The organism is Plastoroseomonas arctica (assembly GCF_018128965.1).
GTDB lineage: Bacteria > Pseudomonadota > Alphaproteobacteria > Acetobacterales > Acetobacteraceae > Plastoroseomonas > Plastoroseomonas arctica.
Map to the genome: position 1 here is coordinate 348904 of NZ_JAAEDH010000001.1, position 15365 is coordinate 364268.

The following is a 15365-nucleotide window of genomic DNA, read 5'->3' on the forward strand; positions in this document are numbered from 1 at the left end:
CCATGAGCGACTTCATCGCCACGCCCTTCGGGACGCTCGTCATCACGGTCGCCCAGGCACTCGCGCTGCTGGTGCCTCTGCTGCTTGCCGTCGCCTATCTCACCTATGGCGAGCGCAAGGTCCTGGCCGCCATGCAGATGCGCAAGGGGCCGAACGTGGTCGGCCCCTTCGGCCTCGGCCAGCCCTTCGCCGACGCCATCAAGATGCTGATGAAGGAGACCATCATCCCGTCCGGCGCCTCGCGCGCGCTGTTCATGATGGCGCCGATGATCACCTTCGGCCTCGCCATGATCGCCTGGGCGGTGATCCCGGTGAATGATGGCTGGGCGATCGCCGACATCAATGTCGGCATCCTGTACCTGTTCGCGATCTCCTCGCTCGGCGTCTACGGCGTCATCATCGCGGGCTGGGCGAGCAATTCGAAATACGCGTTCCTTGGCGCGCTGCGCTCGGCCGCGCAGATGGTTAGCTACGAGGTCTCGATCGGCTTCGTCATCGTCACCGTATTGCTGTGCGTGGGTTCACTGAACCTCACTGCCATCGTGCGCGCGCAGGAGCAGGTGTGGTTCTTCATCCCGCTCTTCCCGATGTTCATCATATTCTTCATCTCGGCGCTTGCCGAAACCAACCGCGCGCCGTTCGACCTGCCGGAAGGCGAAAGCGAGCTCGTGGCCGGTTTCTTCGTGGAATATTCCTCGCTGTCCTTCGGGCTGTTCTTCCTCGGCGAATACGCGAACATGATTTTGATGTCCGCCCTCACGACCATCCTGTTCCTGGGTGGCTGGTATCCGCCGCTCGCGATCGTGCCCTTCACCTGGGTGCCGGGGCCGGTCTGGTTCATCCTAAAAATCTGCCTGTGCCTGTTCACCTTCGTCTGGGTGCGCGCGACCTTCCCGCGCTATCGCTACGACCAACTGATGCGGCTGGGCTGGAAGATATTTCTGCCCTTCAGCCTGTTCTGGCTGGTGCTCACCGCCTTCGTGCTGAAGCTCGCCGGGTGGTTGCCGGCATGATGGAGACCCTCCGATGATCGACCGCATGGCCAGCGCGATGCTGCTGCGGGAGCTCGTCTCCGGCATGGCGCTCACGCTGAAGTATTTCTTCAAGCCGAAGGTGACGCTGAACTACCCCTATGAGCGCGGCAGCCTTTCGCCACGCTTCAAGGGCGAGCACGCGCTGCGCCGCTACCCGAATGGCGAGGAACGCTGCATCGCGTGCAAGCTGTGCGAGGCGGTGTGCCCGGCCCAGGCCATCACCATCGAGGCCGAACCGCGCGAGGATGGCTCCCGCCGCACCACGCGCTACGACATCGACATGACCAAGTGCATCTATTGCGGGCTGTGCGAAGAAGCCTGTCCGGTGGACGCCATCGTCGAGGGCCCAAACCTGGAATTCGCCGCCGAGACGCGCGAGGAGCTGATCTACCAGAAGGACAAGCTCCTCGATAATGGCGACCGGTGGGAGCCGATGCTGGCCGAGCGCCTTCGCCTGGATGCCCCCTACCGATGATCGCGACCCTCGCCTTCTACGCCTTCGCCGCCGTGCTGATCGGCTCCGCCGTCATGGTGGTGAGCAGCCGCAACCCGGTGCACAGCGTGCTGTTCCTGATCCTCGCCTTCTTCAATGCGGCCGCGCTGATGCTGATCGCGGGCGCCGAGTTCCTCGCGATGATCCTGGTCATCGTCTATGTCGGCGCGGTCGCGGTGCTGTTCCTCTTCGTCGTGATGATGCTCGACATCGATTTCGTACGCCTTCGCGAGGGCTTCCAGCGCTATGCGCCGATCGGCGGCGCGGTCGGCGCGGTGCTGTTCGTCGAACTCATCTTCGTCCTGGGCGCCTGGCGCTTCGCCTCCGATGCCGCCGATCTGCGCATCAATCCCACGCCCGGCGGCAGCGTGTCGAACACGCAGGCCATCGGGCGCATTCTCTACACGGACTACATCCTGCTGTTCCAGCTTGCCGGGCTCGTGCTGCTGGTGGCGATGATCGGCGCCATCGTTCTGACGCTGCGCGCACGCCCTGGGACGAAGCGGCAGAACATCGACGCGCAGGTGAACCGCACCGGCAGCGTCGGCCTGGTGCAGGTGCCGATGGGTGCCGGCCTGCGCGAGATGGGCATCCTGCGTCCGCCCGAGCCGGACGCGCCCAAGCCGATCGCCGCGCCGGCCGACCACGGGGGTCATCACTGAGATGAGCATCGGCCTGGGCCACTACCTGACGGTGGGCGCGATCCTCTTCGTGCTCGGCGTCTTCGGCATCTTCCTCAACCGGAAGAACGTCATCGTCATCCTGATGTCGGTGGAACTCATCCTGCTCGCGGTGAACATCAACCTGGTGGGTTTTTCGGCCGCACTCGGCGACCTCACCGGCCAGGTCTTCGCGATGTTCATCCTCACCGTCGCCGCCGCCGAGGCCGCCATTGGCCTTGCCATCGTCGTCATCTATTTCCGCAACAAGGGCAGTATCGAGGTGGACGACATTTCCACCCTGCGGGGTTGAGAGCGCGATGTTCGTCGGAGCCGTCTTCTTCCCCCTGCTGGGCGCCACGCTCGCCGGGTTCTTCGGACGCTGGCTCGGCGATCGCGCCTCGCAATGGGTGACGGTGCTGTGCATGGCGCTGGCCGCGGTGTGCGGCACTTCCGCGTTCATCCAAGTGGCGCTCGGCCATGCGCCGGCGGTGATCGAGATCGTCACCTTCATCGACGTCGCGGGCTTCGAGGTGAACTGGGCGCTGCGCTATGACACGCTGAGCGTCGTGATGGTGGCGATGGTGACCTTCATCTCGACGCTGATCCACCTCTACTCCGTCGGCTACATGAGCCACGACCAGACGACGCCGCGCTTCTTCGCCTATCTCAGCCTCTTCACCTTCATGATGCTGATGCTCGTGACGGCGGACAACCTCGTGCAGCTCTTCTTCGGCTGGGAGGGCGTGGGCCTCGCGAGCTACCTGCTCATCGGCTACTGGTACGAGAAGGAGAGCGCGAACCGCGCGGCGATGAAGGCCTTCATCGTGAACCGGGTGGGCGATGTCTTCTTCATGCTGGGCCTTGCGCTCACCTACTGGACCTTCGGCACCATCGAATTCGCGACCATGTTCGCGAGCATCGACCAGCATCTGGGCGATACCATCCTGGGGATGCGATCGCTCGAGGTGATCGGCGTGCTATTGTTCCTGGGTGCCTGCGGCAAGTCGGCGCAGTTGGGCCTGCACACATGGCTGCCCGATGCGATGGAAGGGCCCACGCCCGTCTCCGCGCTGATCCACGCCGCGACCATGGTCACCGCCGGCGTGTTCCTCGTGGCGCGCATGTCGCCGATCTTCGAGCAGGCGCCGGTCGCGCTTACCATTGTCACCATCGTCGGCGCCTCGACCGCGCTGTTTGCGGCGACGATCGGGTGCGTGCAGAACGACATCAAGCGCATCATCGCCTACTCGACCTGCTCGCAGCTCGGCTACATGTTCTTCGCGGCCGGCGTCGGCGCCTATCAGGGCGCGATCTTCCACCTCTTCACCCACGCCTTCTTCAAGGCGCTGCTGTTCCTCGGCGCCGGCTCCGTCATCCACGCGATGAGCGACGAGCAGGACATCCGCAAGATGGGCGGAATCTGGAAGAAGATTCCCGCGACCTATGCGGTGATGTGGGTAGGCTCGCTCGCGCTCGCCGGCGTGCCGTTCTTCGCCGGCTACTACTCCAAGGACTTCGTGCTGGAGGCGGCCTATGCCTCGCACAGCGTGGCGGGGATGTACGCCTTCATCTGCGGCTGCATCGCGGCCTTCCTGACCGCCTTCTATTCCTGGCGGCTGATCATCCTCACCTTCCACGGCGCCCCGCGCGCCGACCACCACACCATGGAGCATGTCCACGAAAGCCCATGGACGATGCTGGTGCCGCTGGTGCTGCTCGCCATCGGCGCCATGGCCGCGGGCGCCATCTTCGTCGAGTTCTTCGTGGGCCATGAGTGGGAGGCCTTTTGGAACGGCGCCATCGTCAACGGTGCGGCAAACCACATCATGCATGACGTGCACGAGGTTCCGGGCTGGGTGCCGCTGGCGCCGACGGTGATCGGCATCGCCGGAATCGCACTCGCCTATGCGCTGTATATGCTCGCGCCGCAGATCCCCGGCCAGCTCGCCGCGCGCTTCCACGGCGTCTACCTGTTTCTGCTGAACAAGTGGTATTTCGACGAGCTCTATGACCGCATCTTCGTCCGCCCGGCGCGGCGTCTCGCCTATACGTTGTGGAAGGTGGGCGATGCGCGGATCATCGACGGCATGCCGAACGGTGCCGCCAGTCTGGTGCTGGAAGGCACGCGCGGCGCCGTCCGCATCCAGTCCGGCCGGGTCGCCAGCTACGCCTTCTCCATGATCATCGGCCTCGTAGCCTTCATCACGATTTTCCTGCTCGGAGCCACGCGATGAATGCCGCCGGCTTCCCGCTGCTGTCGCTGCTGACCTTCCTGCCGCTGGTTGGTGCCCTGATCATCCTCTCGGTGCGCGGCGACGAGGCGGTCGTCGCGTCGAACGCGCGGTGGACCGCGCTTTGGACAAGCCTCATCACCTTTGCCTTGTCGCTCATCCTGTGGGTGCAGTTCGACAAGGGCAGTGCGGATTTCCAGTTCGTCGAGCGCCTCGCCTGGATGCCGAATTTCGGCCTCAACTACGCGATGGGCGTGGACGGCATCTCGGTGCTGTTCGTCCTGCTCGCGACCTTCCTGACGCCGCTGTGTATCCTCGCCTCCTGGGAGACCATCACCAGCCGCGTGCGCGAGTACATGATCGCCTTCCTGGTGCTCGAGACCATGATGGTGGGCATGTTCTGCGCGCTGGATTTCGTGCTGTTCTACGTGTTCTTCGAGGCCGTGCTGATCCCGATGTTCCTCATCATCGGTGTCTGGGGCGGGGCGCGGCGGGTCTACGCGGCCTTCAAGTTCTTTCTCTACACGCTGCTCGGCTCGGTGCTGATGCTGCTGGCGATCCTGCTGCTGTGGTATCGTGCCGGCACGACCGACATCATCCAGCTGATGGCCACGCCCATCCCGGCGGCGATGCAGACCTGGGTGTTCCTGGCTTTCTTCGCCTCCTTCGCGGTGAAGGTGCCGATGTGGCCGGTGCACACCTGGCTTCCGGACGCGCATGTGGAGGCACCGACCGCCGGGTCCGTCATCCTCGCCGGCGTGCTGCTGAAGATGGGCGCCTATGGCTTCCTGCGCTTCTCGCTGCCGTTGCTGCCCGAGGCGTCCGCGATGTTCGCGCCGTTCATGTTCACGCTCTCGGTCGTGGCGGTGATCTACACCTCGTTCGTGGCCCTCGCGCAGGAGGATATGAAGAAGCTCATCGCCTATTCCTCCGTGGCGCATATGGGCATCGTGACGCTGGGCATCTTCACCTTCAACGCGCAGGGGCTGTCCGGCGCGCTCTACACCATGCTCAGCCATGGCATCGTTTCCGGCGCGCTCTTCCTCTGCGTGGGCGTGCTGTATGACCGGGTGCATTCGCGCGAGATCGCGCGCTACGGCGGCGTGGCAAAGATCATGCCCGCCTATGCGCTGGTGTTCATGCTGTTCACCATGGCCTCCGTCGCGCTGCCGGGCCTGGCCGGGTTTCCGGGCGAGTTGCTGGTGATCGTCGGAGCCTGGCGGGTCAATCCCTGGGTCGCACTTGGTGCGGCGACCGGGATGGTCCTCGGTGCCGCCTACATGCTGTTCCTCTACCGCCGCGTCGCCTTCGGCCGGATCGGCCGCGACGAGCTGAAGGCGCTGCTCGACATGTCGCCGCGCGAGCACGCGATCTTCGCGCCGCTGATCATCGTGACGCTGTGGATGGGCATCTACCCGCAGAGCTTTCTCGATTTCTTCGCGGCGACGGTGACGCAGCTTGTCGCGCGGCACGAAGCCGCGCTCGGCGCCGCGCGCCTGGCAGGGATGTAGCGTCATGCGTCTTTTTGCTCATCCTGAACTCGTCGTCATGATGCTCTTCATGGTGATCGGCGTCGGCTACCTCATGACGCTGATCCAGAAGAAAAAGCCGAAGAAGAAGCCGCGCAACCCCTATGTGCGCGGCAATGAGCGGGATGGCCCACCATGACATGGACCCTCATCCTGCCGGAGCTCGTCCTGGCACTGGGCGGCCTCGGCCTGCTGGTCGCGGGCGTGGTGCCGAAGCGGGTGATGCATTTCCCGATCGCGATGGGCACGCTCGCCGCACTTCTAGCGGCGGCGGCGCTGACCATCGCGCAGCCGGACGGCGTGGCCTTCTCCGGCCTCTACGTGGCCGACGCCTTTTCCCGCTTCGGCAAGTTGCTGGTCCTCGCTGGTGCGGCGCTCGGCATCATCCTCGCCATCGATTTCAACGAGCGCTCCGGACTCGCACGCTTCGAGTTTCCGCTGCTGCTGCTGTTCGCCACCGTCGGCATGATGGTGATGGTCTCGGCCAACGACCTGATGACGCTGTATGTCGGACTCGAGCTGATGTCCCTGGCACTCTACGTCGTGGCCGCCTTCGATCGCGACAATGAACGCTCGGCCGAAGCAGGCCTCAAATACTTCGTCCTCGGCGCGCTGGCCTCCGGCCTGCTGCTCTATGGCGCTTCGCTGGTCTACGGCTTCGCCGGCAGCACGAATTTCGACCAGATCGCGCGGGCGCTCAGTACGCCGGAGAGTGCGAGCACCGGCCTCGTGGTGGGCGTCGTCTTCGTCGTCGCCGGCCTGTGCTTCAAGATTTCCGCCGTGCCCTTCCACATGTGGACGCCCGACGTCTATGAGGGCGCGCCGACGCCGGTGACCGCCTTCTTCGCCGGCGCGCCCAAGATCGCGGCCGTGGTCCTGCTGGTGCGGGTTCTCGCCGGCCCCTTTGGCGAACTCGCCGCGCAGTGGCAGCAGGTGATCGTGCTGGTGTCGGCGCTGTCGATGATCCTCGGCGCTTTCGCCGCCATCGGGCAGACCAACGTGAAGCGGCTGATGGCCTATTCCTCCATCGCCAACATCGGCTACGCGCTGATGGGCCTCGCCGTCGCGACCGATGCCGGGCTGCGCGGGTTGCTCATCTACATGGCGATCTACCTGGCGATGACGCTCGGCAGCTTCGCGGTACTGATCTCGATGCGCCGGGATGGACGCGCCGTCGAACGCATCGAGGACCTGGCCGGGCTCGGTCGCACCGACCCCATGATGGCGCTGTGGATGGCGATCTTCATGTTCTCCATGGCGGGCGTGCCGCCGATGGCGGGCTTCTTCTCGAAGCTCTACGTCTTCCTGCCGGCGGTAGAGGCCGGGTTCTGGGAGCTCGCGATCATCGGCGTGCTCACGAGCGTGGTCGGTGCCTACTACTATTTGCGCATTGTGAAGGTGATGTACTTCGATGCGTCGGCCGGCGCCTTCGACGCCCGGCCCATGGGCCTCTCCCTGGTGCTCAACGTGACCGGAATGTTCACCCTGTTGTTCATCCTGTTCCCCGCGCCGCTGATCGCCGCGGCGCAAAGCGCGATCGCCTCTATCCTCGAGTGAAGTTCTCGCTCCGCATCGAGCAGAGCCTGCCCAGCACCCAGACCGTCGCCGTCGCCGAGGCGCGCGCCGGCGCACCCGAGGGCACCGCCATCCTGGCGCGGCAGCAGACGGCCGGTCGGGGCAGGGGGGAACGCGCCTGGAGCAGCCCGATGGGCAATCTTTCCCTCAGCCTGGTCCTGCGGCCGCAGGCGCCGATGCGCGATTCACCGCAATGGGCCCTGCGGGCCGCGGTCGCCCTGGCCGAGACCCTGCTGCCCTACGCGCCCGAGCTGCGGCTGAAATGGCCCAATGACGTGATGCTCGGCAACGCCAAGCTCGCCGGCATCCTCGCCGAGGCCGAGGCGGACGCCGAGGGCGGCATAGCGCATCTCGTGCTCGGCATCGGCGCCAATCTCGCGCATGCACCCGAGCTTCCTGGCCGCGCCACGGCCTGCCTGCCACCTCCACACCCAGCGCCGGAGGATGTCGCGGAAGCCTTGCTCGGCGCCATCGCGATGTGGCACGCCGCACCCTTCGCCGCCGTGCGAGAGGCTTGGCTTGCCCGCGGGCCGAGCCTCGGCGCCCCCCTCACGCTGCGCGACGGGCGCAAGGGCCTCTTCGCGGGAATGGCGGAGAATGGCAATCTGTTGCTCGACGTGGCCGGCCGCACCCAGGCGATCTTCGCCGGCGAGCTTGATTAAATTTCCCGCGGGCCTCGCCCCGCCACACGCCTCAGACCCGGCATCACCGGGCAAGGTTCAGGACTGCGCCATGCTCCTCGCCATCGATGCCGGCAATACCAACGTCGTCTTCGCCGTCCATGACGGGATCGAGTGGCGCGGACGGTGGCGCATCGCCACGCGCGACGACCGCACTTCGGATGAATACGCGGTGTGGCTGCTCGCTCTGTTCCAGCATGTTGGACTCAAGGCGACCGACGTCACGCGCTGCGTCATCGGCACCGTCGTTCCCGCCGCGCTCTACGACCTGCGCCGCCTCTCCCGCACCTGGTTCGATTGCGAGCCGCTGGTCGCACGCGCCCCGCTCGACTGGGGATTTGAAATTCGCGTCGACCAGCCTCAGGAAGTGGGTGCCGACCGGCTGCTCAATTCGCTCGCCGCGCACACGCTGTATCGTGGTCCGCTCATCGTCATCGATTTCGGCACCGCCACCACCTTCGACGTGGTCGCCGAGGATGGTGCCTATGTCGGCGGCGTGATAGCGCCCGGCATCAGCCTGTCGATCGAGGCCCTGCACCGCGCCGCCGCGCGGCTGCCGCGCATCGGCATCGGCCGTCCACAGGCGGTCATCGGCACCTCGACCGTGCCGGCCATGCAATCGGGCATCTACTGGGGCTATGTCGGACTGATCGAGGGCCTGGTGACGCGCATTCGCGGTGAGTTCGGCGCGCCGCTGAAGGTGGTCGCGACCGGCGGTCTCGCGCCGCTGTTCGCCGAAGGCACCACCATCATCGAGAAGACCGATCCCGATATCACGCTCGAAGGCCTCCGCCTGTTGGCCGAGCGCAACCGCGCCCCCATATTGAGCCGCGGCGCGTTGCGCGAATAGCGCACGGACTCTATCTGCGCGAGTAACCCGCGACCTGCCGCCATAAATCGCATAAGAAGATTATATGCCCCCCTACGACATTGGCTCCGGCCAGAACGACCTGGCTTTCATTCCCCTCGGTGGTACCGGCGAGATTGGCCTGAACCTCAACGTCTATCGCTGCGACGGCGCGTTGCTGGCGGTCGATTGCGGCATCGGCTTCGGCGGCCCCGCGCTGCCCGAGGTGGATGTGATGGTCCCCGACCCCGCCTGGCTCTCCGAGAACCGCGAGGATCTAGTGGGCCTCGTCATCACCCACGCGCATGAGGACCATGTCGGCGCCGTCGCCCATCTTTGGCGGCAGTTCCGTTGCCCCATCTTCGCGACACCCTTCGTCGCCGCGGTGCTACGCCGCAAGCTTGGCGAGGCCGGTCTGCTGGGCGAGGTGAAGCTGCACACCATCAAGCGCAACGGCCGCTGGAAGCTCGATCCCTTCGATCTCGAATTTCTCGAAGTCACCCATTCCGTGCCGGAGGCGCAGGCGCTCGTCATCCGCACCCGCCACGGGCTGATCCTGCACACCGGCGACTGGAAGCTGGACCCCGAGCCTTTGACCGGCCCGCCGACCGACGAGGAGGCGTTCCGCCGCCTGGGCGACGAGGGCGTGCTCGCCATGGTCTGCGATTCGACCAACGCCATGGTCGAGGGCCATTCGGGCAGCGAGGCCGAGGTGAAGCGCAACCTCGCCGGCATCATCAAGGGGCTGAAGGGCCGCGTCGCGGTCACCTGCTTTGCGACCAACATCGCGCGCGTCTCCTCCATCGCCAAGGCCGCCGAGGCCGCGGGGCGCCAGGTCGCGATCTTCGGGCGCTCGCTGCGCAATGCCGAGGCCGCGGCGCGCGAATGCGGGTACCTGTCCGATGTCGCCCCCTTCCTGCCCGAGGAAGAGGCCGGCTACCTGCCCGACGACAATTTGCTGATCATCTGCACCGGCAGCCAGGGCGAGGATCGCTCCGCGATGGCCAAGATCGCGTCCGACACCCACCCGCAGATCGCGCTGGGCGATGGCGACACTGTGATCTTCTCCTCCCGGCGGATACCCGGGAATGAGAAGGCTATCCAGATCGTGCAGGACGGACTCGCTCGCCGCGGCTGCCGCGTGATGACCGACGAGGACCACATGGTCCATTGCTCCGGCCACCCGGCGCGAGATGAACTCAAGCGCCTCTACGCTCTGGTCCGCCCGCGCTACGCCGTGCCCGTGCATGGCGAATGGCGCCACCTCACCGAACACGCGGCACTCGCCCGCGAGTGCGGCGCCCAGTCGGTGATCATCGAGGATGGCGACGTCCTGCGCCTGGCCCCCGGCAACCGCCCGAACGTCGTCGAGGGCGTGCCGGTTGGCAAGCTCGCGATCGACGTGGACCGGCTGTTGCCGCTCGATGGCGGCGTGCTCGCCGCGCGCAAGAAGATGCTGTTCAACGGCGTCGTGGTCGCCTCGGTCGCGGTCGATGCCGGGGGCCGTGTCGTGGGCCGCGCCCAGGTTTCCGCGCCGGGCCTGTTCGAACCCCAGGATGCCGAGCCAGGCCAGATCGCGGACGACCTCGCCCGCAGCGTGGCCGAGATGCCGGCCGGGCTGAAGCGCGACGATGACGGGCTGCGCGAGGCGATGCGTGCCGCGTTGCGCAAGGCAGTCTCCCGCCGGCTGCGCAAGCGGCCGACCGTCGAGGTGCATCTGCTGCGGGTCTGACACGGGCGGCGATTGGGGGCTTTCCCTCGCCGCGAACACGGCCCACATGCCGCGCATGACATGGTTCAGCGGTATCGTCGTCTACATCCTGATCTGGTGGACGGCGCTGTTCGTGGTGCTGCCCATCGGCACGCGCCCTGATCCCGAGGGCGACGTGACCGCCGGCGGCTGGCGCGGAACGCCACGCGAGGCGCGAATCGGGCGGAAGCTGCTCGGAACGACGCTACTGGCCGCTGTTCTGTGGATCGGGGTCTGGGTCGTGATCGATAGCCACTGGATCAGCTTCCGCAGCGGCCCCTTCTCCTTGCCGGATCGGTGAGCCTGCAAAAAATTTAGGCGGCTAACAGGGTAAGGACCCCGCGCCGCCTTTGTTTCGGGCATCTTCGGTCTCAACGCCGAATTTTCGCCCTAGTTTGCCGTTGAGCCCGCTTCGAGCCCGGGCCAATCTTCATGACAGAGAGAGGTTGTTCCTCTTTCTGCCGTGTGACTGGCGTTTCCTCCCTAAACTTGGGCCGCGATCCTGACGGGTTGCGGCCCGTTTTTTGTTTAATGCGCCGCGCGCGCGGTGCCAAGCGGTTTTCGAAAAAAGCACGGTATATTGTGGACGAAAGTTACGAGTGCGGGTCCGACACTGTAAGTATATTGCGTTGCACAAATTCGTCACCGGCTTGCCACCGGCGATCGCAGGTCAACCGCCCAGCGATTTCCGCCGCACGGGAATCTGATCTATGGTCCGGCGCCTTCACTCGCCTCAAGGATCTTCATGCGCCTCTCCCGCGCCTTCCTGCCCACGCTCAAGGAAACCCCCGCTGAAGCGCAGATCGCCTCGCATCGCCTGATGCTGAGGGCGGGGATGGTGCGGCAGACCTCGGCCGGCATCTATGCCTGGCTGCCCGCCGGGCTGCGCGTGCTGCAGAAGGTGGGGCAGATCGTGCGCGAGGAACAGGACCGGGCCGGGGCGCAAGAAATCCTGATGCCGACTATCCAGAATGCCGATCTCTGGCGCCAGTCGGGCCGCTACGAGGATTACGGCGAGGAAATGCTGCGCATCAAGGACCGTAATCAGCGCGAGATGCTGTTTGGTCCGACCAATGAGGAAATGGTCACTGATCTCTTCAAGGATTACGCGAAGAGCTACCGCGACTTGCCGCGCAACCTCTACCACATTCAATGGAAATTCCGCGACGAACGGCGCCCTCGCTTCGGTGTCATGCGCGGCCGCGAATTCCTGATGAAGGATGCCTATTCCTTCGATGTGAACCCCGAGGCTGCGCAGCACAGCTACCGCCAGATGTTCCTGGCTTATCTGCGTACCTTCGCCCGCATGGGCCTGAAGGCGATCCCGATGCGCGCCGATACAGGGCCCATCGGCGGCAATCTGTCTCACGAATTCATCATCCTGGCCGAAACCGGCGAATCCCAGGTCTTTGTGAGCCAGGACCTGCTCGACCTCGATCCACTCGCCGATACGCCGGATTTCGCCGGCGACCTGGCCCCGCATGTGGATCGCTGGACGCAGCACTACGCCGCCACCGAGGAGATGCACGACGAGGCCGCCTGGTCCGCGCTGGCCGAGGGCAAGCGCGTATCCGCCCGCGGTATCGAGGTCGGCCACATCTTCTATTTCGGCACCAAGTACAGCGCCTCGATGGGACTCACCGTCCAGGGCGCGGACGGCAAGCCGATCACGCCCGAGATGGGCAGCTACGGCATCGGCGTCTCGCGTCTGGTCGGCGCGATCATCGAGGCGAGCCATGACGAGGCCGGCATTATTTGGCCCGATGCGGTGGCCCCCTTCGCCGCCGCCATCCTGAACCTCAAGGCCGGCGACGCAACCTGCGACGCGCTGTGCGAGCAACTCTACGCCGCCCTCGGCGCTGAGGCCGTCTATGACGACCGCGACGCCCGCCCTGGCCAGAAATTCGCCGAGGCCGATCTGTGCGGCTACCCCTGGCAGGCCATCATCGGGCCGCGCGGTGCCGCGAATGGCCGCGTCGAACTGAAGCGTCGCGCCACCGGCGAGCGGCTGGACCTTTCCCGCGAAGACGCCATCGCGCGCATCAAGCGCGCCTGATGTTCGGTCCCTTCGAGCGTATGATTGCCTTCAGGTATTTGCGCGCGCGCAAAGGGGAGCGGTTCGTCTCCCTCATCGCCTGGTTCAGCCTTATCGGGATCGCATTGGGCGTCGCGACGCTGATCATCGTGATGTCGGTGATGAACGGCTTCCGCCAGGAATTGCTGGGCAAGATCCTGGGGCTGAACGGCCATATCGGCGCCTTTGCGATCGCCGGCCCGCTGCCGGATTACGACGCCATCGCCGCGCGCATCCGCAACGTGCCCGGCGTCGTCTCCGCCACGCCCGTGGTCGAGGGGCAAGTGCTGCTAACCTCCGAAGGCGGCGGCGCCCGCGGCGGCCTCGCGCGCGGCATCAAGCCCGAGGATCTGCGCGCGCGGGAAATCATCGCCGGCAATATCATCGCCGGCACACTCGATGATTTCGGCGGCGAGGATTCCATCGTCATCGGCCAGCGCCTGGCCAATGCCATGGGCCTGCGCATCGGCGACCGCATTACGCTGGTCTCGCCGCAGGGCCGCACTACCGTCTTCGGTTCCGTGCCGCGGCTGAAGGCCTATGTCGTCGTCGCCACCTTCGATGTCGGCATGAACGAGTATGACAGCAGCTACGTCTTCCTCCCGCTCGCCGCCGCGCAGATCTATTTCCAGACTGGGCAGGGCGTCACCCAGGTGGAGACCTTCGTCACCGACCCGATCCGCGTTCGCCCGGTGATGCGCGCCATTCGAGAGGCGCTGGGGTCCACGCCTCTGCGCATCATCTCCTGGGAGGACCAGAACTCCTCCTTCTTCAACGCGGTGCAGGTGGAGCGGAACGTGATGTTCCTGATCCTGACGCTGATCATCGTGGTGGCCGCCTTCAACATCGTCTCGAGCCTGATCATGATGGTGAAGGACAAGGGGCGCGATATCGCGATCCTGCGCACGATGGGGGCGACGCGCGGCGCGGTGATGCGGGTGTTCCTGCTCTGCGGCGCCTCGATCGGAATTTTGGGCACGCTCACCGGCTTCCTGCTGGGGATGGTATTCTGCTGGAACATCGAGAGCATCCGCCAGGGCCTGATGGCGTTGACCGGCACGCCGCTGTTCAGCCCCGAGGTGTATTTCCTCACCCGCCTTCCCGCGATCCTGGACTATGCCGAGGTCACGCAGGTGGTTCTGATGGCGCTCGGCCTGTCGCTGCTGGCGACCCTCTATCCCAGCTGGCGGGCGGCCAGGACGGATCCGGTGGTGGCCCTGCGCAATGAGTAACCCCCCGCCGCTTGAGCTCCGCGCCGTCACCCGCAGTTTTACCACCGAAGCTGGCGCCCTGCCGGTGCTGACCGGCGCCGACCTGACCATCCAGGCGGGCGAGATCGTGGCACTCGTGGCCCCCTCGGGCACCGGCAAGTCGACGCTATTGCATCTCGCCGGTCTGCTGGAGATGCCCGATGGTGGTGAGGTCTTCATCGAGGGTCGCGCCGCCGGCAAACTCGCCGATGATGCGCGCACGACCATCCGGCGCGACACCATCGGCTTCGTCTACCAGTTCCATCATCTGCTGCCGGAATTCACCGCGGAGGAGAACATCATCCTCCCGCAGATGGCCGCAAAGACGGCGCATGGCGCCGCGACGATCCGCGCACGCGCCCTGCTCGCGAGCTTCGGGCTCGCGGGACGGGAGGGGCATCGGCCAGGCAAGCTTTCGGGCGGCGAGCAGCAGCGCGTCGCCATCGCCCGCGCGCTCGCGAATGCACCGCGGATCCTCCTGGCCGACGAGCCGACCGGCAATCTCGACGTGGCGACCTCGGCGCGCGTATTTGCGGAGCTGATGCAGGCCGTGCGCGGGCAGGGGGTGGCCGCCCTCGTCGCGACGCACAACCCCGAACTGGCTCGGCAGATGGACCGGGTGGTGACGCTGCGCGACGGGCGCGTGACCGAAGCCTAGACCAAGGCGAGCGTCAGCCCCGCGACCGCCATGGCTGCGCCGGCGCCGCGCAGAGCGAAGCCGCCGCGCAAGATATAGCCGGCGGCCGCCCCCAGGCCATGGAGCACCGCCGTTCCCGCGAGCATCCCCGCAAGGAACAGCGCCCCGCCACCGGCCGGACCCTCGGCGCCATGCGCGAGCCCGTGGCAGAGACCAAAGCCGGCGACCGCGACAAGGGCCAGGGCGCCCACCGTGGGCACGGCCAGCGCCACAGCCAGGCCGAGTGCTGCGACCGAGAGCGCCACCGCGAGCTCGACACCGGGCGGGGCAAAGCCACCGAGGCCCAGTGCGGCGCCCGCGGCCATCGCAGCGAGGAAGACTGCCGGCAGGCGCCAGCCGCCGCCCTGCGCCACCAGCATGCCGACCGCGACCATCGCCAGCAGATGATCGAGGCCAGCAAAGGGATGCAGGAAACCCGAGGCGCCGTGACCCGGATGCGCCGCGGCCGGGGAGGCGACGGCAAGCAGGGCAAGGGCGGCGAGCGCAGGCTTCATGGTGCAGGTGTCCCGGTGAACCAAACGGCAGCTTCTGGCATCGCGCCGA

16 protein-coding genes are annotated in these 15365 nt (G+C 66.1%); 15 read left to right on the forward strand and 1 reads right to left on the reverse strand.

Annotated features, from left to right (window positions below):
- Positions 1-2: 2 nt before the first annotated feature.
- From nuoH to GXW79_RS01745, 15 genes are all read left to right on the forward strand, one after another.
- Positions 3-1013 carry an NADH-quinone oxidoreductase subunit NuoH gene (nuoH, locus tag GXW79_RS01675; protein WP_211872465.1) on the forward strand — a complete coding sequence of 337 codons (1011 nt, stop codon included), beginning with the start codon at positions 3-5 and terminating at the stop codon, positions 1011-1013.
- Between the two features lie 13 nt (positions 1014-1026).
- Positions 1027-1509, forward strand: coding sequence for an NADH-quinone oxidoreductase subunit NuoI (gene nuoI, locus GXW79_RS01680; protein WP_211872466.1), 483 nt, complete (start codon positions 1027-1029; stop codon positions 1507-1509).
- Positions 1506-2189, forward strand: a complete 684-nt coding sequence (locus GXW79_RS01685; protein ID WP_211872467.1) for an NADH-quinone oxidoreductase subunit J — start codon at positions 1506-1508, stop codon at positions 2187-2189. Before nuoI ends, GXW79_RS01685 begins: the two co-directional genes overlap by 4 nt.
- A gap of 1 nt (position 2190) precedes the next feature.
- Complete coding sequence (nuoK, locus tag GXW79_RS01690) at positions 2191-2499, forward strand: NADH-quinone oxidoreductase subunit NuoK (RefSeq protein WP_211872468.1); 309 nt, start codon at positions 2191-2193, stop codon at positions 2497-2499.
- A gap of 7 nt (positions 2500-2506) precedes the next feature.
- On the forward strand, positions 2507-4423 hold the full coding sequence (gene nuoL, locus GXW79_RS01695) for an NADH-quinone oxidoreductase subunit L (RefSeq protein WP_211872469.1): 1917 nt from the start codon (positions 2507-2509) through the stop codon (positions 4421-4423).
- Complete coding sequence (locus GXW79_RS01700; protein WP_211872470.1) at positions 4420-5931, forward strand: NADH-quinone oxidoreductase subunit M; 1512 nt, start codon at positions 4420-4422, stop codon at positions 5929-5931. Before nuoL ends, GXW79_RS01700 begins: the two co-directional genes overlap by 4 nt.
- A 4-nt stretch (positions 5932-5935) precedes the next feature.
- Complete coding sequence (locus GXW79_RS01705) at positions 5936-6088, forward strand: hypothetical protein (protein WP_211872471.1); 153 nt, start codon at positions 5936-5938, stop codon at positions 6086-6088.
- A complete protein-coding gene (gene nuoN, locus GXW79_RS01710) occupies positions 6085-7506 on the forward strand; it encodes an NADH-quinone oxidoreductase subunit NuoN (protein WP_211872472.1) in 1422 nt (473 codons plus the stop codon). The genes GXW79_RS01705 and nuoN overlap by 4 nt, the downstream gene beginning before the upstream one ends.
- The gene (locus GXW79_RS01715) at positions 7503-8186 is read left to right on the forward strand and encodes a biotin--[acetyl-CoA-carboxylase] ligase (RefSeq protein WP_211872473.1); all 684 of its coding nucleotides are present in this window, start codon (positions 7503-7505) and stop codon (positions 8184-8186) included. Before nuoN ends, GXW79_RS01715 begins: the two co-directional genes overlap by 4 nt.
- A 70-nt stretch (positions 8187-8256) precedes the next feature.
- Positions 8257-9054 (forward strand): type III pantothenate kinase, encoded by a 798-nt coding sequence (locus tag GXW79_RS01720; protein WP_211872474.1) that lies wholly within the window; start codon positions 8257-8259, stop codon positions 9052-9054.
- Between the two features lie 64 nt (positions 9055-9118).
- Entirely contained in the window at positions 9119-10783 is a 1665-nt protein-coding gene (locus GXW79_RS01725; protein ID WP_211872475.1) for a ribonuclease J, read from the forward strand.
- A gap of 46 nt (positions 10784-10829) precedes the next feature.
- Entirely contained in the window at positions 10830-11102 is a 273-nt protein-coding gene (locus GXW79_RS01730) for a DUF1467 family protein (protein ID WP_246503604.1), read from the forward strand.
- A 444-nt stretch (positions 11103-11546) separates the two neighbouring features.
- Positions 11547-12857 (forward strand): proline--tRNA ligase, encoded by a 1311-nt coding sequence (gene proS, locus GXW79_RS01735; protein ID WP_211872476.1) that lies wholly within the window; start codon positions 11547-11549, stop codon positions 12855-12857.
- Entirely contained in the window at positions 12857-14107 is a 1251-nt protein-coding gene (locus GXW79_RS01740) for a lipoprotein-releasing ABC transporter permease subunit (protein WP_211872477.1), read from the forward strand. Before proS ends, GXW79_RS01740 begins: the two co-directional genes overlap by 1 nt.
- The gene (locus GXW79_RS01745) at positions 14100-14783 is read left to right on the forward strand and encodes an ABC transporter ATP-binding protein (RefSeq protein ID WP_211872478.1); all 684 of its coding nucleotides are present in this window, start codon (positions 14100-14102) and stop codon (positions 14781-14783) included. Before GXW79_RS01740 ends, GXW79_RS01745 begins: the two co-directional genes overlap by 8 nt.
- Here GXW79_RS01745 and GXW79_RS01750 read toward each other — a convergent pair.
- A complete protein-coding gene (locus tag GXW79_RS01750) occupies positions 14780-15316 on the reverse strand; it encodes a HupE/UreJ family protein (protein ID WP_211872479.1) in 537 nt (178 codons plus the stop codon). The genes GXW79_RS01745 and GXW79_RS01750 overlap by 4 nt on opposite strands.
- Positions 15317-15365: the final 49 nt, after the last annotated feature.

Bases quoted from the DNA above. Each gene is read 5' to 3' on its own strand.
- GXW79_RS01745 (WP_211872478.1), top strand. From the start codon at position 14,100: ATGAGTAACCCCCCGCCGCTTGAGCTCCGCGCCGTCACCCGCAGTTTT.
- GXW79_RS01685 (WP_211872467.1), top strand. From the start codon at position 1,506: ATGATCGCGACCCTCGCCTTCTACGCCTTCGCCGCCGTGCTGATCGGC.
- GXW79_RS01730 (WP_246503604.1), top strand. From the start codon at position 10,830: ATGCCGCGCATGACATGGTTCAGCGGTATCGTCGTCTACATCCTGATC.
- nuoH (WP_211872465.1), top strand. From the start codon at position 3: ATGAGCGACTTCATCGCCACGCCCTTCGGGACGCTCGTCATCACGGTC.
- GXW79_RS01740 (WP_211872477.1), top strand. From the start codon at position 12,857: ATGTTCGGTCCCTTCGAGCGTATGATTGCCTTCAGGTATTTGCGCGCG.
- nuoK (WP_211872468.1), top strand. From the start codon at position 2,191: ATGAGCATCGGCCTGGGCCACTACCTGACGGTGGGCGCGATCCTCTTC.
- GXW79_RS01725 (WP_211872475.1), top strand. From the start codon at position 9,119: ATGCCCCCCTACGACATTGGCTCCGGCCAGAACGACCTGGCTTTCATT.
- GXW79_RS01720 (WP_211872474.1), top strand. From the start codon at position 8,257: ATGCTCCTCGCCATCGATGCCGGCAATACCAACGTCGTCTTCGCCGTC.
- nuoL (WP_211872469.1), top strand. From the start codon at position 2,507: ATGTTCGTCGGAGCCGTCTTCTTCCCCCTGCTGGGCGCCACGCTCGCC.
- nuoN (WP_211872472.1), top strand. From the start codon at position 6,085: ATGACATGGACCCTCATCCTGCCGGAGCTCGTCCTGGCACTGGGCGGC.
- GXW79_RS01705 (WP_211872471.1), top strand. From the start codon at position 5,936: ATGCGTCTTTTTGCTCATCCTGAACTCGTCGTCATGATGCTCTTCATG.
- nuoI (WP_211872466.1), top strand. From the start codon at position 1,027: ATGATCGACCGCATGGCCAGCGCGATGCTGCTGCGGGAGCTCGTCTCC.
- GXW79_RS01750 (WP_211872479.1), bottom strand. From the start codon at position 15,316: ATGAAGCCTGCGCTCGCCGCCCTTGCCCTGCTTGCCGTCGCCTCCCCG.
- proS (WP_211872476.1), top strand. From the start codon at position 11,547: ATGCGCCTCTCCCGCGCCTTCCTGCCCACGCTCAAGGAAACCCCCGCT.
- GXW79_RS01700 (WP_211872470.1), top strand. From the start codon at position 4,420: ATGAATGCCGCCGGCTTCCCGCTGCTGTCGCTGCTGACCTTCCTGCCG.